Annotated in this window: 19 protein-coding genes; 8 read left to right on the forward strand and 11 right to left on the reverse strand. The window is 40.5% G+C overall.

Going from position 1 to position 19,490, the window contains the following annotated elements; all coding sequences use genetic code 11:
* Positions 1 to 24: 24 nt before the first annotated feature.
* The 3 genes from AAEZ00_RS15535 to AAEZ00_RS15545 form a co-directional block, all read right to left on the reverse strand.
* Positions 25 to 483 carry a DUF2127 domain-containing protein gene (locus AAEZ00_RS15535; RefSeq protein ID WP_124011580.1) on the reverse strand — a complete coding sequence of 153 codons (459 nt, stop codon included), beginning with the start codon at positions 481 to 483 and terminating at the stop codon, positions 25 to 27.
* 178 nt (positions 484 to 661) lie between these two features.
* Positions 662 to 1,054: a hypothetical protein gene (locus AAEZ00_RS15540; RefSeq protein ID WP_124012118.1), complete on the reverse strand. Its 393-nt coding sequence runs from the start codon at positions 1,052 to 1,054 to the stop codon at positions 662 to 664.
* A 172-nt stretch (positions 1,055 to 1,226) separates the two neighbouring features.
* Positions 1,227 to 1,652, reverse strand: a complete 426-nt coding sequence (locus tag AAEZ00_RS15545) for a PACE efflux transporter (protein ID WP_124011581.1) — start codon at positions 1,650 to 1,652, stop codon at positions 1,227 to 1,229.
* 86 nt (positions 1,653 to 1,738) lie between these two features.
* Between AAEZ00_RS15545 and AAEZ00_RS15550 the strand changes: the two genes are divergently transcribed.
* Positions 1,739 to 2,620 carry a LysR family transcriptional regulator gene (locus AAEZ00_RS15550; RefSeq protein WP_124011582.1) on the forward strand — a complete coding sequence of 294 codons (882 nt, stop codon included), beginning with the start codon at positions 1,739 to 1,741 and terminating at the stop codon, positions 2,618 to 2,620.
* Here AAEZ00_RS15550 and AAEZ00_RS15555 read toward each other — a convergent pair.
* Positions 2,606 to 2,728: a hypothetical protein gene (locus tag AAEZ00_RS15555; protein ID WP_351076199.1), complete on the reverse strand. Its 123-nt coding sequence runs from the start codon at positions 2,726 to 2,728 to the stop codon at positions 2,606 to 2,608. The two genes, AAEZ00_RS15550 and AAEZ00_RS15555, sit on opposite strands and share 15 nt — an antisense overlap.
* 561 nt (positions 2,729 to 3,289) lie before the next feature.
* Between AAEZ00_RS15555 and AAEZ00_RS15560 the strand changes: the two genes are divergently transcribed.
* Positions 3,290 to 4,507 carry a cyclic di-GMP phosphodiesterase gene (locus AAEZ00_RS15560; RefSeq protein ID WP_124011583.1) on the forward strand — a complete coding sequence of 406 codons (1,218 nt, stop codon included), beginning with the start codon at positions 3,290 to 3,292 and terminating at the stop codon, positions 4,505 to 4,507.
* A gap of 174 nt (positions 4,508 to 4,681) precedes the next feature.
* Positions 4,682 to 4,819, forward strand: a complete 138-nt coding sequence (locus tag AAEZ00_RS15565; RefSeq protein ID WP_164839490.1) for a hypothetical protein — start codon at positions 4,682 to 4,684, stop codon at positions 4,817 to 4,819.
* A 677-nt stretch (positions 4,820 to 5,496) separates the two neighbouring features.
* Here AAEZ00_RS15565 and AAEZ00_RS15570 read toward each other — a convergent pair.
* Both AAEZ00_RS15570 and AAEZ00_RS15575 read right to left on the reverse strand, forming a co-directional pair.
* Positions 5,497 to 6,789 carry an MFS transporter gene (locus AAEZ00_RS15570; protein WP_351089002.1) on the reverse strand — a complete coding sequence of 431 codons (1,293 nt, stop codon included), beginning with the start codon at positions 6,787 to 6,789 and terminating at the stop codon, positions 5,497 to 5,499.
* 577 nt (positions 6,790 to 7,366) lie between these two features.
* The gene (locus tag AAEZ00_RS15575; RefSeq protein ID WP_351076206.1) at positions 7,367 to 7,819 is read right to left on the reverse strand and encodes a hypothetical protein; all 453 of its coding nucleotides are present in this window, start codon (positions 7,817 to 7,819) and stop codon (positions 7,367 to 7,369) included.
* Positions 7,820 to 8,193: 374 nt separating this feature from the next.
* On the opposite strand from AAEZ00_RS15575, the gene AAEZ00_RS15580 reads away from it, so the two are divergent.
* A complete protein-coding gene (locus AAEZ00_RS15580) occupies positions 8,194 to 9,192 on the forward strand; it encodes an NAD(P)H-hydrate dehydratase (protein WP_351089004.1) in 999 nt (332 codons plus the stop codon).
* Between the two features lie 468 nt (positions 9,193 to 9,660).
* On the opposite strand, the gene AAEZ00_RS15585 is transcribed toward AAEZ00_RS15580, so the two are convergent.
* Entirely contained in the window at positions 9,661 to 9,978 is a 318-nt protein-coding gene (locus AAEZ00_RS15585) for a chaperone modulator CbpM (RefSeq protein ID WP_351089006.1), read from the reverse strand.
* Positions 9,979 to 9,980: 2 nt separating this feature from the next.
* On the reverse strand, positions 9,981 to 10,952 hold the full coding sequence (locus AAEZ00_RS15590) for a DnaJ C-terminal domain-containing protein (protein ID WP_335687519.1): 972 nt from the start codon (positions 10,950 to 10,952) through the stop codon (positions 9,981 to 9,983).
* Between the two features lie 532 nt (positions 10,953 to 11,484).
* Between AAEZ00_RS15590 and AAEZ00_RS15595 the strand changes: the two genes are divergently transcribed.
* Positions 11,485 to 11,832, forward strand: coding sequence for an ABC transporter permease (locus AAEZ00_RS15595; RefSeq protein WP_351089008.1), 348 nt, complete (start codon positions 11,485 to 11,487; stop codon positions 11,830 to 11,832).
* 400 nt (positions 11,833 to 12,232) lie between these two features.
* On the opposite strand, the gene AAEZ00_RS15600 is transcribed toward AAEZ00_RS15595, so the two are convergent.
* A complete protein-coding gene (locus AAEZ00_RS15600; RefSeq protein ID WP_124011592.1) occupies positions 12,233 to 12,682 on the reverse strand; it encodes a host attachment protein in 450 nt (149 codons plus the stop codon).
* Positions 12,683 to 13,547: 865 nt separating this feature from the next.
* Between AAEZ00_RS15600 and AAEZ00_RS15605 the strand changes: the two genes are divergently transcribed.
* Positions 13,548 to 15,425 carry a DUF294 nucleotidyltransferase-like domain-containing protein gene (locus tag AAEZ00_RS15605; RefSeq protein WP_124011593.1) on the forward strand — a complete coding sequence of 626 codons (1,878 nt, stop codon included), beginning with the start codon at positions 13,548 to 13,550 and terminating at the stop codon, positions 15,423 to 15,425.
* A gap of 10 nt (positions 15,426 to 15,435) precedes the next feature.
* The gene (locus AAEZ00_RS15610) at positions 15,436 to 16,152 is read left to right on the forward strand and encodes a 3'-5' exonuclease (RefSeq protein ID WP_351089010.1); all 717 of its coding nucleotides are present in this window, start codon (positions 15,436 to 15,438) and stop codon (positions 16,150 to 16,152) included.
* Between the two features lie 78 nt (positions 16,153 to 16,230).
* Here the strand turns inward: AAEZ00_RS15610 and AAEZ00_RS15615 are convergent, their stop codons facing one another.
* Positions 16,231 to 17,811: a BCCT family transporter gene (locus AAEZ00_RS15615; protein ID WP_351089012.1), complete on the reverse strand. Its 1,581-nt coding sequence runs from the start codon at positions 17,809 to 17,811 to the stop codon at positions 16,231 to 16,233.
* 155 nt (positions 17,812 to 17,966) lie between these two features.
* On the opposite strand from AAEZ00_RS15615, the gene AAEZ00_RS15620 reads away from it, so the two are divergent.
* Positions 17,967 to 18,152 carry a hypothetical protein gene (locus AAEZ00_RS15620; RefSeq protein ID WP_101031860.1) on the forward strand — a complete coding sequence of 62 codons (186 nt, stop codon included), beginning with the start codon at positions 17,967 to 17,969 and terminating at the stop codon, positions 18,150 to 18,152.
* A gap of 959 nt (positions 18,153 to 19,111) precedes the next feature.
* Here AAEZ00_RS15620 and AAEZ00_RS15625 read toward each other — a convergent pair.
* A complete protein-coding gene (locus AAEZ00_RS15625; RefSeq protein ID WP_351089014.1) occupies positions 19,112 to 19,279 on the reverse strand; it encodes a hypothetical protein in 168 nt (55 codons plus the stop codon).
* Positions 19,280 to 19,490 lie beyond the last annotated feature (211 nt).

Genomic DNA, 19,490 nt, shown 5'->3' on the forward strand with positions numbered 1-19,490 from the left:
TGTAACCAAACATTGAAGCGGATCTCATATTGATGCTCGAAGAGGAAACAACACAAAATACATATACATGACCACCACAAGATTAATCAGCAGTACAATCACACTGAGCAAGCTAAAGTGGCTCATCATTTCATAAAACTCAAAAGGTAAATATATTGCGCCGCTAAGCAGTGCAAACCATTGGGTCCAGCGCATGTTATGCCATAAACCATAGGCTTCAATAAAGCGCACCAAAGTATATGCCGCAGCGCCTAGTGCCAGTATCGTCAGGCTTGATTGCGACACTGAACCCACTGCTGAAATAAAAATACTAGGGTAATGACTAGCAGGGTTTAGGTGTAAATGAGTAACTAGCTCAATTGCCAGCGTTGACAAGTTTTGACCGGCATAGATATGTAGACCAATCGCGACCAGTAACGACAATAGACCTTTAGATGCTTCAAGTACCGCAACGGCACGTACACCTTTATTCGAGTGCTTCATTGTGTAGCGTTTCCAATTTCCGGTAAAGCAAGCCGGCTAATATTAGCTTGTGACAATGACGATGGCGATTAATATTTCCCCGACAAAAAAGCACTTCGGTTAACGTGTTTAGTCGTCAATACCGATTCATTTTTACAAGTAAGTAACGTAAACACCTCGTCCAACTTAAACGGTGAAGTTACTGATTTTGGGCTGATAAAAGCTCGATTTGTTGACGCTCATCATCGGTTAGTGCACCGTAATCTCTTGGGTATGGCCAGCCATAACCCCAGCGAAATTGGGTCGGTAAATAAGGTGTACCGCCAACGCGGACCCCGGCTAACATCAATAATGCCACTTCAGATTGGCCGACTTGAGCCACACAAATACGTAATGCCTTATCTGATGCCAAACGCTCATCAGATGTCCCCCCTTTCCAGTAGTCATAATCATGACGTTCGCAACAGGACAACCATAATTGTTGCTGTGCAAAAGTGCCATCAGGAAATGCACTGCAGCCATCACTGGTAAACGGCACGAGTGTGTCGGCTTGTAAAGGATTGCCTAGCATCGACATACTGGCGATAAACATGGCAGCGCAATTTAAGCGGTATTTTTTCACTATTAGCATCCAGCTTTTCATTATTCACGCATTATGATGCCACAGCAACGATGACAGTAATAGAATATAAACGTTGTTTCTTGATTAAATCTTCTTTTACATCAATGGGTAAATCTATATAAGGCCAGACTAATAAGCCAGATTAATGTGCCAGATTAGCAAACCATTTTTGGTACGGTTGATACACGTCGTAAAGCCAATTAAATATAAAGGTATAGATAAAAAGAAAAGCTAACAGGCCCGCCTCCAGCATTAAGGTATCGACAAGGGTTAACCCTAAATACCACGACACTGAGGGGATTGTGATTATAAGCATTCCTCCTTCAAAGCCGCAAACATGTACTCCCCTGATAAACATCGTGCGCGCGAGTCGTTCCGCACCAAACAAACGATCAAACCATAAGTTATAAACATAATTCCACAACACGGCAAACACCGACAGAGCGAAACTGACCAGTAACATATCAGCGCTATTTTGCTTCATCACTATCGCACTTATTGGCACAATAAAGGCCATGGCGATCAGTTCAAAAGACACGGCGTGAAACATTCTTTCTCTACTTTGCATTTATATCTCAATTGGGGGGTGACGTTTTAACTATTTTCATCCAATATAAAGATACATTAAAGTTAGTAAGTATCGGTAAAAGCGATATGTATAGTATTGAACAGCTTGAGGCCTTTGTGGCAACCGTAAAAACGGGGTCATTTTCATCTGCGGCAAGAGCGCTTAATAAAGCGCAATCAGTTATCAGTCAGCATGTGATAAACCTTGAAATAGACTGCAATAGCGAACTATTTGATCGCAGTGGACGTTATCCTCAATTGACACCAGCAGGAAAAAAACTGCTACCCCATGCCCAAGTATTACTGAGCCAACATCAACGCCTGCGCGATTGCGCCAAAAGCCTAGACCAACAAGCAATATCTGAGCTGACAATTGGTTTAGATGAAGGCATTCCGCTGCAAAAGCTGTCTAATATTATTAATGAGCTCGAAGCTCAATTTCCAACTATCACGCTTGAGTTTTTAACGGCATCGAGCATTGATATAATCGATATGATTGACACTGAGCGGGCTGTTACCGGAATTATTTTCAGCGAGTTAACGATCCCGACTCACATCGACTTTGAATCTATCGGGTCAATTAAGTTTGATATGTATGTGGCGAGTGTTCACCCTTTAGCACAACAGATATGTGATAACTTAGCCAACTTAAAATTGCATCGTCAACTCTTAATCCGTTCGCGGAATACTAAATCCAGTAGCTTTCAGACAGCAATTAGCCCAGATGCTTGGTACGCCGACAATTACTATATTTTGCTCGAACTTGCATTGCAGGGACATGGTTGGTGTTTACTACCCAATCATATTGCCAATAACTATGTTAATAGCGGTCAATTAGTATTATTACCGTCTGAATTTAAAGAGATTGGCTGGCAAGCTAATGTGGATGTTATACAGCACCATTGTTACAGTCACGAGCCGGTATTTAAGCAACTTAGACACTCGCTACGGCAATTACTGACGCCATAATTTACGTTGATAATAACTATTCTCCATGTCATATATCGAACCGGCTTTGACAAACGAACCTTGCTGAACAACATGTAAAAACATTCCCAATTGAGCGGTGACAAACACGGCTTATCCCAACCCATTTATGATTAACATCAAAAAAAGCGCTACTGATTCAGCCTTAGTCGTGTAGCAAAGAGTACACCCAGGCTAGTGATTATAGTGGGGTTAACTATTATTTTTAAAAAAATACAACAACTCAAACAGCAGACTTTATACTTTGTTTCACACCTAGTTTTTATACCGTTTACAGCTTGTAAAAGATACTGGCTCTATTTTGAGAATTATCAATTGTTGAGATATCATCCGCTGTACACTTTGGTTTAACATTCTGTATTGACGATATATAGTTAATTAACCGCACAAAAATATACAACCAAACAACGATTGTTCAAAGCCATTGAGCCTTAGGTGATTTCGGCATAAACTCTGATGATGTTGCCTGTAACATAGTTGATTAACACCACAAATAAACCTTGAATAACGGTTGTGGTAAAGCTTGTTCTACGAAGCGTTATTTCGCTTATATTACAGCATCAAATTCGTGATATTGTAGCCTATCGTATGCTAAATTATACGATACAGTTGATAGCTCTGATGCTGATAAATAGCCCGAGGAACCGATTTATGCTGATTGAACATGACATTACTGACGTTTGTGTTGGAATGTATGTGGTCGAAATCACCGAGCCCAAAGATACGTTTTCGCTAACTAAACCTGGTGTGCTTAACAATGCACGAGTTATCGAAGCACTAAAGCGAAAATCGGTTACTAAACTACTCATTGATACCAGTAAAACTGAAGTTATTATCAAAGAAGTCGAGCAAAAAATCAATGTGCTCAAGCCTCAACCGCCTCGTAAAGTCACGCCTGCACGCACCGATGTGAAAGCAAATTTCTTTAATCAAGAATTAGTTAAAGCTCGCCAAGTATTTAATGAATCAAAAAACATTCAAAAACAGTTATTCCATAATGCCCAACACGGTTTGCCATTAGAAATGGACCCGGTGCAGAAAATCACCTCCGAATCGACAGATTTGATTTTCAATAATCCCAATGCTTTGTCGTGTGTGATTAACATCCGCAATAAAGATGAATATTTACTTGAACATTCGGTGTCAGTATCGGTATTGATGACTATGTTTTCTGTATATAAAAAAATCGACAAAGATATTGTTAATCAATTAGCAGTCGGTGCATTTTTACATGATGTGGGTAAAATTATGGTCCCCGATCGCATTTTAAATAAGCCTGATAAACTGACAGATGAAGAGTTTCATATTATGAAAACTCACGCCAGCTATTCAATTGAAATCATGAAAAACACCCCAGGCATTAGCCCGCTAAGTTTAGAGGTGGCAACTTTACACCATGAAAAACTTAACGGACAAGGTTACCCATTTGGTGTGCCAGCAGAAAAAATTACCCTATACGGACGGATGATCAGTATTTGCGATATTTTCGATGCTCTCACCTCCAATCGTTGCTACAAACAAGGTTATGCACAAGTCAAATCCTTTAGTATTTTGCGGGCATTGGCTGAAAAAAATGAATTAGATAAAGACCTAGTCGATCAATTTATACGTTGTATGGGGGTTTACCCTGTCGGCTCAGTGGTTCAACTTGAGTCGAATAGACTTGCTATTGTTGAAAGTCATAATCCTAAAGACCCAATCCGCCCGCTTGTGAAACCGTTTTATCATTTAAAACCGGATCATTTCGAAGTCGGGCAAAAGATTGATTTGGCAACAGTGACTGACGACTTAATCGTAAAATGTGTTCGCGCCGATGATTTTAACCTAAACATGGAACAAATTATTCAATATTTAGCCCACGAAGGCTAGCCAGTAAACGTTGCAGGCTTTACCTGTCGCAGTTAATTGAACTATGGGGTTTAAACGCTCTCGTACTTCAAGCTCATCAATCACGAAGTGCGCTTTACCATCAGTGTGAAACTACCAATGCTCACGATGTACCTGGGCAAAATGTTTGGCAAGAAAATGGCTATTGGGTAAATTGTGCACCACAAACTGCGACTAAATTCAGTGTATACATTGCATCCTTACGCTGCAGCATTACCTTTACAAATCGCGGTATGCTCACAAGCCTCTGAAGATAAATCAACCCAAACCACCTATGTCACCGAACATCACTAAAGCTTTAGTCTATTTTGCCTAAAGAGGCATACTTACTCATTTTTAGGTAATAACGGGGTTTTTCAAGACAGTTGTCGCCTAAAGGTTTAATAAGCCAATAACACAGCAATGCACAGACAATATATAAGGCTAAAGCTGATGCTAAATATAAAATGAATAGATCAATTCATTGGTTAGATGTAACCACGTCGGAGTGCGGATTATATGGGCATTGACGTAACCTGTCGGGGTTAATAATCCACTCCATGACACTAAAACACACACCAACCACCATAATTGCTAACGGGCAGTTAACGACAAATAAGGGCTTAAATCCGGTGAATAATAGTAAGCATAATTCAATAATGAGCTCACTAACAGGCAGCTTAAATATCGATGTAGATGGGTGGTTAATGCGCGCCAAATAACGTCACTTGTAACAAACTCATGCCTGCGAAAAATAAAACAAATAGAACACACTCAATGACAGGTTTTCGATATGGTGACTTTCCTATGGCGCCATATACTTTAAGGCGCAGCGTAATATCACTAATAGCACGACCAAAGATAATAAATTGTACCAATGGCAGCTTATTCGCTCAAGCCACTGTTGCCACTACCCCCCTTGGTTTACTAATTAAAAAGTGTTTGAATGGCACTGCCAATAACAAAAAAGATGAAACACCAGCGCCATAAAGTTAACGAATCAACGTCTGTTCAGCTTTCATCTCTTCTCTAGTTCTTAAAAACGGTATGAGTATTAAAGGTAATATAACAATTACTGATTCTATAAAGAACATATTAGCATAGCCCATATGTTCTGAGACAATCCCCTGCCAATAGTTAGATACCATAATGGCTAGGTTTCCAAAGGCCATATAAACTGTAAATTGGGTTGCCGCTACCATAGGATTGGTTGCACCCATAAAATAAGCTATCGATACGGCAAAGCCCATACCAAAGATAAATCCATGCGCTGTAGCAATGGTGTAAAACTCATAAGTATGAATATCTTCTAAGCCAGCCATATATATTCTTGTACCTAAATATAGTCCGGGAAATATCAGTAGGAAATAGAAAGTAAACAACATCTTTCGCAAGCCAAAGATATCAGCCAAATATCCGCCGATGACACACCCAATGCCCGCAAAAATGGTATTGAGTAATGTTACCTGAGAAATTTCATTATTGCTAAGGCCTAGATCGACTTGAATAGTCTGCAAGGAAGCATAAGCCAAAGCCATGGTGCCAGTAGGAAGAAAAGCAAACAATAAGGCTAGGATCGGTATTCTACCCGAAAGCCAAAAACTATCGAAGACGGCTTTAATGAAGTAGATAAAACTAACGTATAATTCATGAAGAACTGATTTTTCTGTGACTATTTTTGCTTTTTGTATATGTAGATCTTTTACAAAAAACAAAATAAACAATAAATTCAGAAATAATAGTACGCTAATGACCATAAGAGCAACATCAAAACCCCAATAGCCATAGATGAAAATCGCACCACTACCACCAATCGCAATACCTAAATACTGGCCACCGAACATAATACCACTGGCTCGGCCCCGCTCATCAGGTTTCAAATTACTTATTGCTAATGCATCAATAGCCACATCCTGTGTGGCGGCAAAGATGTTGTGTAGAATAAATAGACTCACTAGTGCATCGAAATTTTCAACAACATCCAGTAACCCTGAGATCAATAACGTGATCAACATCATTATGGTACAGGCAACAATCCATGCTTTTCTACCGCCATAATGGGTGAACTTGATAATATCGACAAATGGGGCAACCGCCCATTTAAAGGTCCAAGGAAGAAAGAGTGCAGCGGTGAAAATCCCAATTACGTCTAGACCTAAACCAGACTGACGCATAATAGAGACGAGTGCAATACTGGTAAATCCAAATGGGATACCCTCAGAAATATACATCATACCAAAGGAAAACAATCGGCCTTTGGTCGTATTAAATAGATTACCTTGCATAAACATCCTAATTATTTTAATTAAATATATGATGCTGGTGCGAACGTAACACAAACGTCTGTGATATTTAGGTGTGTATATCAATCAATGACTTGTGATGTTTTAATGATTGAAAAATTACTAATAAACAATGTTATGAATACATATTGTAGTCTATTAAATGGCTAATTTTTCTAAAACACAGTGCTTCATTAATGGGTTAAGCCAAAACCGGTGCAGTAACACTTATTAAACGCGTTGGCAGTACGCTAGATTTGAACATTCAGTTTCACATGCTGTTTTAGAAGGTGCGCGGAGCGGAGATAAGCTAGGTAACACCAAAATTACGCACATTAAAGCGCCTACCCATAATGATATAGTCAATCAAATGCACACCATCAGTTGTCGCGTGAGCGGTATGTGTAAAAAGTAGGGTTATTTACCCAAAAGATGGAGAACACTTACCTAAACTTTGCAGAAGATGATGACGACGGCCTGTTAGCGTTTACAGGGGAAAAACAGCCCAACTTACCATCTCAATAAAATATTGATTCCGACAATCAGACAAACCCTAGCTAAAAGCAATCAATAAACGTGGTTAGCCTAACCATTGCTTAAACTGATCCCAAATACCTAATGACGTGTCAGAAAATAAATCGATACCTAATGCTGACTTGATAATATAAAGCACCAGCAAACCAAGTAGCATCGAGGCAAATATAACCGTAAAAACTAACATTACCATGATCGCTAACGAGGCATTTTTTTCACGACGTGTGTAAGCACGTTTATTTCGTCCCAGTAGAAATACATAATAAAAACGCCACTTTATAAACGGAAATTTAAATGTTCCCCGATTATCAATAAAGTGGCTGCCCCATGTATTTGGACCTAACGCGCCTTTAATACCCTCAAGTTGTTCATCAGTATAAGATTGAACCAGTTGTGCTGGTAACCTCCCAAGTAACTTAGCGATTAAAGGATCTTGTCTAATATCCTTTTTATTGGGAGCCAGAGGGTCATCTTGCTTACTCGCTTGCCACAGTGTCATACATGAGTCTCATATTGTTGCGATAGACTTAATCATAATCCCGTTAACTGTAAATGATGCGTTATTATCATTAGTTTAGTTATCAATGCCATTGACCTACGGCAGACGGCTAAATCGAGAAAGCGTTGATCATCACCAGTAAAATACATAAAGATGATCCCTGTGCCCTATCAACTCTCGTCATTCATTTCCCTTAACATTATGCCTAACCCCATGCGGTATAATCGATACAATATTGCCCACGGTACATTCAAGCTTAACGGGTTAATCACAGAGTAAAAAATATCATAATATTTCTGCATTAGGTGCCATTAAGCATTTTCTGTTTGTGCTACTTTATTGTATGAATATTTAATATTAATCAGCGAAGACCAATGAATACACTAACGCTCGAATACATCAATAGTATATTGCCGCCAAGGCCAGATGACAGTCATAAGATGACCTTTGGCCAGGTGCTGAATATTGCCGGTTCGATACATTATCGAGGGGCGGCATATCTTTCTAGTTTATCAGCGCTGCGGGTTGGTGCAGGTTACGTCACATTAGCCAGTAGCCCATCGGTCTGTGACAGTGTGAGCTCGCAAACCCCAAATGTAGTTACCTTGCCCCTACCACCTCACCAAGCACAGCAAGCTATTGATATAAAACATATAAATACACAACCCATAGCCCCCCAAGCTGTTTTACAACTTCGGGGTAAACTCGCACAAGCCAGTGTAATTTCAATAGGCAGTGGATTGAGCATTAGCCAAAGTACAGATCAATTGAACCGTTACCCTAACCCTATAAATGGCTTAATAGTCCCTGATGGTAATAGTGAATTTTTTTATGCCCTGCTAACAGAAATCCAAGCGAATACTCATCCGGTGATATTCGATGCGGATGCACTGAACTTTATGAGTCGTTTACTTCACCATCCTACAAGCACCGCGCAAAAATCGATTAGTTTCACCAAAAATAGCATCATTTCCCCACATCCAAAAGAGCTCTCACGGTTATTAAATATAGATGTCAACATGATTCAAGCGCAACGGGTTCATTTTGCTAGCTTAGCGGCTAAACAATTAAATACGCTCGTGGTGCTTAAAGGTAAGCACACCGTCATAAGCGATGGGGATCACGTTTTCATTAATCCTACTGGCAACAGCGCGCTAGCCAAAGCCGGTACTGGAGATGTCTTGACTGGTATGATTGCAGGATTTTGCGCCCAAGGCGTCAGCCCACTTAACGCTGCGTGCCTAGGGGTATATTTGCATGGTTTAGCAGGCGAGTTAGCCGCAAATGAATTAAGCCAATATGGGGTGCTTGCCAGTGATCTACTCGAGTACATACCTAAAGCCATCTTGCGAGTATTAAATGCCGGTCATTAAGGTTAATACGCCAACAACACACAATGATTGTGTGTCTTAACAATAGCGAGCATTTGTGGGATGGGGAGTAAGCCGCAATTTACCCTGTTAACGTGACTCTGGGGTTGAATATAAAACGCTGATGCTAATCAACGTAATCGCAGTCAAATTAGGTTATTGATTGGCGGAAGGTTTATACGTATTAACCCGTTTTAATTAATTACTAACCTACATATGTACTTGTTACCTTGCTGCAACCTCCTGATTAAGAGTCGCTTTATCTAAAATATTGAGATGATGAGCGAAAGACAGCAACCCTAGTCAGCAACACTAGCCAGCAACCATGCCATCCATTTTTTAATCAATATCATAGCCTCTTTCAGCATTTATTGCGTGACTCAATCCTTACAGGAAGATCCGAAAATACGAATAGCACTGTGGATCGACTAGTGTTTTTTGCTAACACACCGACAGATAATCGACTTGTACCTATGATTTAAATCGACTAAGTTGCTGTTTGAGCCTATAGACTTCATGCTCCAATTGTTCTCTTTCATCGAGTAATTGCAAAATTAAGCCAATGCCCCCCCAATCCAGTGCAAGATCACGTTGAATTCGAGTGGCTTTTTTAACTTGATGTAAATTTTCCACGCTAAATTGCCATTGTTCTATCACCTCGCCCTGCAGTGGAATGGCTATACTATGCTCTACGAGCTCAAGTAATAATGTCGAGCTAATATCGCTGCATTCACACAGTTCATTGCTACTCAACCAACAATCTTGTTCGTTTATATTAATCTGCAGCATGGTTATTTACTCCAACTGGCACGAGGGTCGAATGTATTTTTTTCGGCTAGTTCAGTCCACAATGGCTTGCTTGTCTCATCTGGTGATGTCGGTACCACAATTTTAAGCACCGCAAATAAATCGCCCTGCACTTTTTTACTGAGTAAACCTTTGCCTTTTATGCGTAATCGCTGTCCTGACTGACTATTGGCGGGGATACTGAGTTGAATATTACCCGTTAACGTGGGCAATTTAAGCTTGGTACCCAATACGGCTTCCCAAGGTGCAATAGGCACAACAATGCTCAAGTTTCGACCATCAACATCAAATAAAGGATGCGGCGCAAAACGAATTTGTAAATACAAATCGCCATTATCGGCTTTGGTCGGTCCCGGTCCACCTTGGCCTTTAAGGCGAATACGTTCGCCATTAATAACCCCGGCTGGAATTTTAACTTTTAGAGATTTGGGCTGCTCAACAACATGACCTTGGGGATCACGTTGCTGTAAGGTAAACGCTACCGGCTTAAGAGTGTCGACCAAGGTTTCTTCAAGGAACATCGGGAACTCAATTTCGATATCTTGGCCTTTTGGCTGCTGAGCTTGGCGACTTCTTTGTTGCCCGCCATGCTCAAAGCCTGAATGCCTTCCACCAAACATTGAATTAAAAAAGTCCGCAAATTCTTGATCAGTTTGTGGATCACTTTGCTGTTGGCCCCAATCTTGACCTGCACCATTTGCACCACCTTGATTGGCATAGCGATGTTGGGTTCTATTTAGGTGATGATGGCGCAACTCGTCATATTCGGCACGCTTTTTAGTATTGTGTAATACCTCATAGGCTTCACTAATTTCTTTGAATTTTGCTTCTGCTTCAGGATGTTTGCTCACATCAGGATGGTACTGCACCGCGAGTTTTTTATACGCTTTTTTTATTACTTTATCATCCGCATCAGGTTCTACCCCTAATACAGTGTAATAGTCTTTAAAATTCATTTTATCCCCTAACAAAAAACAAGTTTGCAACGGATCATCAGACGGCTTGGAACTAATCAACATTAACAAGTTTAGGCCCAGGGAGAAAGAACACGCTTGATCTTGATCAACTCTATTACAATATCTCTAGTTTAGTTAATAAGCATCAAATGATGACAAAAATAACCGTTAAATGAAAAGATATTGCATATTAAAGATCATATACAACTGATTTTATTGATAATAAATTACCGCACACCTCGGTATCAATAATCCAAGTGTTCACGTTTAATATCAAGCTTATTCAGTCAAAACCAAAACAGTACTCTCGTTCTATTATGTGGGACTAAGAGGGCCATTAATAAACGCCTCCACGCTGAAGAAAAGTATGGGTAGATGCCATCAATAACATCAGACTCGGGATAATATATTTTGCACAAGGAGTGAATTATAAACTCATTACACAGTTAAAATATCACCACAAGTGTATTGTAGGAATGATTAACACAAAGGTCTCCAGCCTTGAGATAGATATTCAAATAATGAGAGGCTCGTGACATGGCATCAGATAAACAACAACCGACAGCAACACAGGGTGCCGATATTTGTCCAACGCAGGGTCTTAATCAGTCTAGCCATCGGCGCCATGGAACGAGAACTGCTATTACAGTTTTTGGTAGAAGCCGTGATGCTGACTTCTCTGGGCGGAATGGTTGGCATAATACTGGCGCTACTGGGCTCAGTTGCGCTGGCCGATTTGATGCAAATTCCTTTTGTCTTCAATCTGGACATAATAGTTGTCTCTTTTCTGTTTTCTGCAGCAGTCGGCGTCATCTTTGGTTACTTCCCTGCCCGTAAGGCCGCGCAACTAGACTCGATAGAAACCTTGCGTCATGAATAGACTGGTTGATGATCGCTGCTTTTTTCAACGAAATGAACAAAGGCTTTATGTTGTTTTTGTGGACTTATTTAGTAGATGTACTCCATGCTTGAAGCGTCCATTTTAGGTATCATGCATTGCTTATGTGCATCTTTTTTATGTCTACTATAGCAACTGGTATGGATACCCCCATCTAATAACAAATAATTCTCCTTTCGGGAAATATGAGACCCAGGCTTTAGCTGCAACTAAAGCTTTTTTTGTCGTCGTTCGATTCAGTGCAGGCAACTCTACAAACAAACCGATACCAACAACAAACGCGACAAAGGACTGTAAGCATTACCCTCGAATAGTCTACTGGGTCTTGTTAAATTTTGTTGCCTCCACTGTATATGGATTAATAAAATATGCTTAGGCCGCATTATGACGTTAAATGTGGAAGAATAGTGGGCAGATGACCTCGAATCGTGGCAATGTCCTGCTTAACTATGTCTTTGTCTATTTCTAGGGTAATAAGCTTAGCGACGTTGTCGCTCATTACCTTGCGTAAGTTACCAAGGAACTGAGGTTCAGCAACCACGATCAATTGGCTAAATTTTTGCGCATTATATTCAGCCTCAAGGTATCTACATATATCTCTAGCAAATTCTACCGCCTCATACTCTTTGGGCTCTGTTTTACCTCCCACAGCATGGTGACTAAACGTTGCACCACCAGCCTGACGTCCTGGTAGATCAGAGGTTAGCTTCTGTTCATGTTGTCTTGATTCGGGGTGGATCATGCTCTTAATCTCATTTAATGCAGATTTTGCTGTTTCGGCGTTAAATAGACGTGCATGAGCGCTATCTGCGACTAAAATCCAACTGCTCATGATTTATCTCCCATTAAGTTCATCATTAAGTTCATCATTAAGTTCATCATTAAGTTCATCATTAATAGATTGTCTTATTAAAAATAAGACAATCGAGTCACTTAATTATAGACAATATTCTTGTTAATTCTTTGGAATCGATTGCTATTATCTTGTATCTTTGAATTAACGTCTTTCTCAGCAGTAAAGTTTGCTGGTGCATATTTTGCCTATCTTTCAAAGACCACTACGGTGCACAAAATCCGTTGCAGCACTTGTTCGCTATCCTTTTTACGGTAGAACTCCATCTTAAAACCCTGCTGTTCAGTTTCTGATACCGTACAAATACACTGATATTGTTTGTCTCAATTAACGTGTAGATTAACGTGTAGGTAAATTTTTGTGAACAATCGTGTTTACGGTTCTCCAATACCTCCGCATTATCGGGTTATCATCACAGTAGGTTAGTTTACATAAATGGGAGATCTATCAAGATTATCATGTCATATATGAACAATTTACTTATCACCGCATAAACATAGCGTTCATTCACCAAGATGGTTGCCAGTAAAAAATTTATCCATTTTTGGCGATGTTCATAGTTAATATATAGGTGTAATTCTCCTGTCATATTATCAGCCCCCCAGAAATGCTTAAGTACAATACGCCAACACAGTGATAGTATGGTGTGTCATTTAAACTGACGATTGTTTATCTTGGTCTAACGATTATTTGTTACTGACAAGCAAATCAAGGTAACTAAAGACGAGACCAACAGTTAAATATTCAGCAAAAATTATGGCTGCTCATATTTTAGCTTTACTCGTATAATATCTAAATCGATATAAACAAAAGCTCCAGTCATCACCAACTAGCAGGCCTATTAATGTCAGCCGAACTACACGAAATTAAAAGCTTTATCGCTCAGTACGCCCCTTTTGATCAGCTTCCAGAACAAGTCATAATCGACATTGCGCAAAGTGTTGAGATTTCTTATTACCGTACCGATAGCATGATTATTAACTTTAATGACAAAATCAGTGAACTGTATATGATCCGCAGCGGGGTAGTAGAGTTATATCGCCGTAAAGGTGAACTGTACAATCGTCTAGATCAGGGACAGTTATTTGGCCAAATGGGCTTACTCACCAATAATAAAGTGCGTTTCCCAGCCAAAGCGGTAAAAGATACCTTGGTATACTGTATTCCAGAATCGGTATTCACTAACTTATGCGAGCTTTATGACGATTTTGCTGATTTTGTTGAAGTGGAAGATACTACCCGTTTAAAACAGGCGGTAAAAGGTAAAAGCGATGATGCTAATGCGCTGACCACTTCCAAAGTGAAAACATTATTGACGAGAGAAGCAGTCGTTATTTCCTGTAATAGCACTATTCAAGCGGCAGCTAAGATAATGGCCGAAGAAAATGTTTCTGCTGCATTAATAAATGATCCTGATATAGAAGACCCGCAGGATAGCAGTTTCGTTGGTATTATTACTGAACATGATCTCTGCGCTAACGTCATTGCAGCTGGGGTAAATGTTGATAATCCTATTTCACAAGTCATGTCGACCAATTTGATTTCACTGGATCATAACGCTTATATTTTTGAAGCAATGCTACTCATGCTGCGTTATAACATTCATCATCTACCTATTCTAAAAAATAAAAAGCCCATTGGTCTGATTGAAGTTGCAGATATTATCCGTTACGAATCGCAAAATAGTTTGTTATTTGTAAGCAGTATTTTTCAGCAGAAAAGTAGTGAGGATTTAGTGCTGCTTTCTGCACAGTTAAAAAACTGTTTTGTGCGCATGGTTAACGAAGATGCCAATTCACATATGGTCGGGCGGGCAATGTCTGAAATCGGTCGCAACTTTAAACAGCGTTTATTAGAACTTGCCGAAGAGATGTTCGGCCCCCCGCCGGTTCCCTACTGCTTTTTAGCATTGGGCTCGATGGCTCGTGATGAGCAACTGATGGTAACCGATCAAGATAATGCCATAATCCTTGATAATAGCTATCAAGTCGCGTTGCATGGTGCCTATTTTGAAAAGCTAGCCAATTTTGTTTGTGATGGTTTAGCTGCCTGCGGTTACAGTTACTGCACTGGTGATATTATGGCAAGCAACCCTGAGTTTCGCAAAACACGATCTCAGTGGGAAGATTGTTTCGGTGATTGGATAGATAATCCAAACCCTCAAGCTTTATTAAACTGCTCTATTTTCTTTGATCTTACGGGTGTCTATGGCCGAGTAAAATGGGCTGAGCAATTAAATGCATTTATCCTGCGCAAAACCAAGAAAAACAACCGATTTTTAGCCTGTTTGGCGCACAATGCCCTTAATCGTAAACCCCCTCTGGGATTTTTTAAAGATTTTGTGATGGAAAAAGATGGCCGCCATAATAACGCTATTAATTTAAAACGTCGTGGTACTGCACCATTGGCGGATCTGATCCGAGTGCATGCCTTGGCGATCGGCTCACAATCGCAAAACTCATTTCAACGCTTAGATGATATTATCGAAGCAGGTATTTTGCCTAAATCAAAAGGCGAAGATTTACAACATGCAATGGAGCTTATCTCTTTGGTACGTTTGCGTCATCAGTCATCCGATATAGAGTCTGGGATTGAGCCTGATAATAATATTGAACCGGAAAGTATGTCTGATTTTGAAAGACGCAATCTTAAAGATGCTTTTTTAGTGTTAAGCAATGCACAAAACTTTTTAAAATATCGCTATACTTCAAACAAACTTTAAAGGTTAACTCATGAACAATTTCAGTAACCAGGAGATTTTAAACTGGGCAGCCTTGCTAAAATTAAAAGCCAAAAACAGTAAAGATCCACGCTTGGCTGATTTTTATAATACCGGTACCTATAGCAATGAAACGCCGTTAAATGATATTGAGTTTGTCGCGCTTGATTTTGAAACGACAGGCTTAGATTCACAGAAAAACGGCATCATTAGCATTGGTTTGGTACCCTTTAATTTACAGCGTATTTTTTGCCGCAAAGCAAAAGAATGGTATCTCAATCCACAGGATAAATTACAAGAAAACTCAATTATTATTCATGGTATCACCCACTCGGATTTACAAGATGCACCGGATCTGTTGCGTATTTTAGAGCAGCTTTTAGCTGAACTGGCAGGAAAAGTGGTGGTGGTACATTATCGGCATATTGAGCGTGATTTTCTTGATCACACTTTACGCTTGTTGATTAATGAAGGTATTATCTTTCCGGTTATAGATACCATGCAGATTGAGGCTAATTTGCAACGGGTTAATACGTCGGGCTTGCTTAATTTCTTTAAAAGAAAACGCCCAGAGTCCATTCGTCTTGCTAATAGTCGTGATCGCTACAACTTACCCGCTTACGCGCCTCACGATGCTTTAACCGATGCGATTGCCACCGCAGAATTACTGCAGGCTCAAATTAAATATCATTTTAGTCCCGACACTGCGATTAAAAAATTGTGGTTATAACGTCTCTGTGATGAGAGCACATTACTAGACAAAAAAAAGCCGATGAATCAATCATCGGCTTTTTTGTGCGTGTAAAAACTAGCTTTTATTATGCTTTTCAGTACGCATACCCATCAACAAACTGACACACATTACCAATAAAATAATGGTAAAGGGTAAGGCCGTCGAAATGGCACCCGCTTGTAATGCCTCAATAGCCTCAGTACCACCAACCCACAGTAGCACAGCGGCAATAGCACCTTCGATTGTAGCCCAAAAAATACGTTGTGGAACCGGCGCATCAATTTTACCACCAGCAGTAATACTGTCTATTACCAACGACCCGGAATCGGAAGAGGTAATAAAGAAAACCAGTACCAGTAGCACAGCTATCATTGATAAAATATTACCTAATGGCAGCGCATCAAACATCTGGAACATCGCAAGCGGAACGTCCGTTAACCCTTCACTGCCTAATATGCCGACTTCATTAACAACTTGGTCAATAGCAACACCACCAAAGACAGACATCCATAAGATAGTCACTGATGTTGGTATAATCAATACTGCGGTAAGAAATTCACGTACCGTACGGCCGCGCGAAATACGAGCAATAAACATACCCACAAATGGAGACCATGAAATCCACCATGCCCAATAGAAGACGGTCCAGCCGTGCATCCAAGCTTCATCTTCACGACCTACTGGATTACTCAAGGGGATAATATTCTTAACATAACCCATTATGGTTGTGGGAATAGTACCCATAGAAACTGCAGCGGTCACAAGCGCAACAAAAATAACTAAAACAGCAGCAAGTAACATATTAACGTTACTGATTACTTTAACACCACCTTCAAGGCCGCGTACCACAGAGACAACCGCCAGCATAGTCACTACGACAATAATAATGATTTGCAAGGAGAGGTCACCGTCAATGCCAAACACGTGCTGGAAACCACCCGCAGCTTGTTGGGCACCTAAACCAAGTGATGTTGCCAGACCAAATAATGTGGCTATCACAGCTATAATATCAATGACATGTCCAGGCCAACCCCAGGTGCGGTCGCCTAATATCGGGTAAAAAGCAGACCGTATGGAAAGCGGTAAGCCTTTGTTGTAAGCAAAGAAAGATAACGATAAGGCGACTACGCCATAAACCGCCCAAGGGTGTAATCCCCAGTGGAACATAGTAGCACCCAGTGCAAGCTCTGCTGCTGCTGGGGTATTGGCGACGACATTGAGTGGTGTCTCATACCAGCCCGTGTAATACGCTACAGGCTCAGCAACCCCCCAAAACATCAAACCAATGCCCATACCTGCAGCAAAAAGCATCGCTATCCAGGAAAGTCTTGAATGATCGGCTTTTGCGCCGTCACCACCTAGGCGAATTTTACCAAAAGGTGAGACAATTAATCCCAGACAGAAGATCACAAAAATATTCATAGACCACATAAAGAGGCCGTCAAATGCACCTATAATCTGCCATTTTATACCGTCTAAAAATTCTTTTGATGTTGCTGGGTCGATAATTAAAATAGCAATTAAAAAAATAGCGATTAAGCCTGCACTCGTTCCAAATACAGGGTTATGTATATCAAAACCCCATTTTTGAATGTTATCTTGCCCGACAGTATAATCGGTATTATCTATACTGTATTTATCCTGATTTTTCTTCATAAATCCTCGATTAGAGCGGCCTTGCGCTTTTAATTTAGCTTTCGATTTAACAGTCGATTGAATATTGTGGACGGATGTTAACAAAATCAGCTGCTAATTTCAGGCTTATTTCAAAATAAAAAATAAACAGGCATCTATATTTCTTATCATTATAAGTGAAGAAAGGGAGCCAAATTAAATTAACCAATCGCTCATATTCACCCATTGCGTCGACAGCAAACAATGCCAGCCAGAGTTTTAACCCTGAATGTCTGGCTAATAAAATTATCCTTCAAAGCATTAAAGGCATTGGTAATATCACCGCGGTATCCATCATGAGTAACTTGTCAGCATTAGGTTAAATCAATAATAAAGAAGCCAGCGCACCAAACCTCAGTGTAAGTATAGCTATCACCCACTTAAAGTCTTCATTTTAAATTCAGTAAAGTGTATGAGTCTTTCAATTCAGCATAACGCCATCGGTTTCTGCCTTGATTGGGCTTTATTTTGCTTTGCCCACGCTGACATTCTGAAACGGATTTTATTCGCTGTCATTAATTAACTCACACCTCTTAACAAACAGAAACACGGCTTGTTAGATACTCGTTGTCACTTTTACAGCGTCTGCACTTTTTCGATGCTGCGGTTTCAATAAAGTGACGTGTTCGCTGTGCAAGTTGTTAGCTATAGCGGCATGCCCAACGTCATTGGCTATTTATGTTATCAACTCATGCTGCGCTGCAGATCGACCATCGACTGCTGCCCTACTGTTATTAACCCGCTTTGAGGACGATTGAGATCCACAACGAGCGCCACAAGCACTGCAAAAGCCAGTACCAAAGGGATCATTGCCACCAATCTTCGCTTACCAGTAAGCCCAACCTCAGCACCCATAGTTATCATTGTGAGTGCGATGATGCCTATGAGCGCCGTCCAGACACTGCTGGGAATTCGATTGCGCAGCAGTCAATCGTTTTTCGTGCATATCAAATATGTCACTGATGGATTGGTTCATTAGTGAGGAGTTTGTATTGGGCGCTCTTTCGCTGCTGCTGACACCAGTGCCCACAGGTGGTCATAGATCTCAACGGATCCTGCCATGGCCGTGTCTAGGGCGCTGCCACTTGCGGCCTTTAGGAGAATGTCGACATATTCTCGCAACAGGTGTTTCACTTTTATTGCGTATTGCTTATCAAGCAAGTCAGCTCGCAGGTATGCCGTGCCAATTGAATTCGCTTCTTCGAGAACATTCTGTTTTCTAAGATCGTGCTGATGAGAAGCGATAAAAAATGTGAAGGCGAGGACAAAAAATCGAGCATGGCTAACAACCCCCCACCATTGAACCTAACGAGCTCGGAGCCTCCTTGTCTTGACTCGTTCGCGCATGTACCCCGAACTGATAGCCCACTTCGTTGAAAACCAACATGAGTATCGAGACACCAACATAGCCGCCAGCGATAGGAAAGGAGTCAAACAGGTTTAGATTCATTTAGTCCCCTGTGTAATTTGTTAGCTAACCAATGTTATGGACTCCCCTGACCAAATGGCACTATGTGCCATATTACAAGTGCAAACATTCAATCAAAGAGAGTCCGGACATTGTTAATTAAAGCCGTTGGTATCGATTTAGCAAATTAGTTTTTAGTCTTCACGGTGTGGACAAACACGGCAACAGCAAACTAAATAAAAAACAATCTATA

The sequence above is a fragment of the Shewanella sp. S1-49-MNA-CIBAN-0167 genome, from assembly GCF_040310145.1.
GTDB classification, from domain to species: domain Bacteria; phylum Pseudomonadota; class Gammaproteobacteria; order Enterobacterales; family Shewanellaceae; genus Shewanella; species Shewanella psychromarinicola.

Excerpts from the sequence above, each read along its gene's own strand:
- AAEZ00_RS15585 (WP_351089006.1), bottom strand. The coding sequence starts at position 9,978 with ATGCTGCAGATTAATATAAACGAACAAGATTGTTGGTTGAGTAGCAAT.
- AAEZ00_RS15550 (WP_124011582.1), top strand. The coding sequence starts at position 1,739 with ATGTATAGTATTGAACAGCTTGAGGCCTTTGTGGCAACCGTAAAAACG.
- AAEZ00_RS15580 (WP_351089004.1), top strand. The coding sequence starts at position 8,194 with ATGAATACACTAACGCTCGAATACATCAATAGTATATTGCCGCCAAGG.
- AAEZ00_RS15610 (WP_351089010.1), top strand. The coding sequence starts at position 15,436 with ATGAACAATTTCAGTAACCAGGAGATTTTAAACTGGGCAGCCTTGCTA.
- AAEZ00_RS15625 (WP_351089014.1), bottom strand. The coding sequence starts at position 19,279 with ATGAATCTAAACCTGTTTGACTCCTTTCCTATCGCTGGCGGCTATGTT.
- AAEZ00_RS15590 (WP_335687519.1), bottom strand. The coding sequence starts at position 10,952 with ATGAATTTTAAAGACTATTACACTGTATTAGGGGTAGAACCTGATGCG.
- AAEZ00_RS15615 (WP_351089012.1), bottom strand. The coding sequence starts at position 17,811 with ATGAAGAAAAATCAGGATAAATACAGTATAGATAATACCGATTATACT.
- AAEZ00_RS15600 (WP_124011592.1), bottom strand. The coding sequence starts at position 12,682 with ATGAGCAGTTGGATTTTAGTCGCAGATAGCGCTCATGCACGTCTATTT.
- AAEZ00_RS15540 (WP_124012118.1), bottom strand. The coding sequence starts at position 1,054 with ATGTTTATCGCCAGTATGTCGATGCTAGGCAATCCTTTACAAGCCGAC.
- AAEZ00_RS15545 (WP_124011581.1), bottom strand. The coding sequence starts at position 1,652 with ATGCAAAGTAGAGAAAGAATGTTTCACGCCGTGTCTTTTGAACTGATC.
- AAEZ00_RS15605 (WP_124011593.1), top strand. The coding sequence starts at position 13,548 with ATGTCAGCCGAACTACACGAAATTAAAAGCTTTATCGCTCAGTACGCC.
- AAEZ00_RS15570 (WP_351089002.1), bottom strand. The coding sequence starts at position 6,789 with ATGCAAGGTAATCTATTTAATACGACCAAAGGCCGATTGTTTTCCTTT.
- AAEZ00_RS15560 (WP_124011583.1), top strand. The coding sequence starts at position 3,290 with ATGCTGATTGAACATGACATTACTGACGTTTGTGTTGGAATGTATGTG.
- AAEZ00_RS15575 (WP_351076206.1), bottom strand. The coding sequence starts at position 7,819 with ATGACACTGTGGCAAGCGAGTAAGCAAGATGACCCTCTGGCTCCCAAT.
- AAEZ00_RS15535 (WP_124011580.1), bottom strand. The coding sequence starts at position 483 with ATGAAGCACTCGAATAAAGGTGTACGTGCCGTTGCGGTACTTGAAGCA.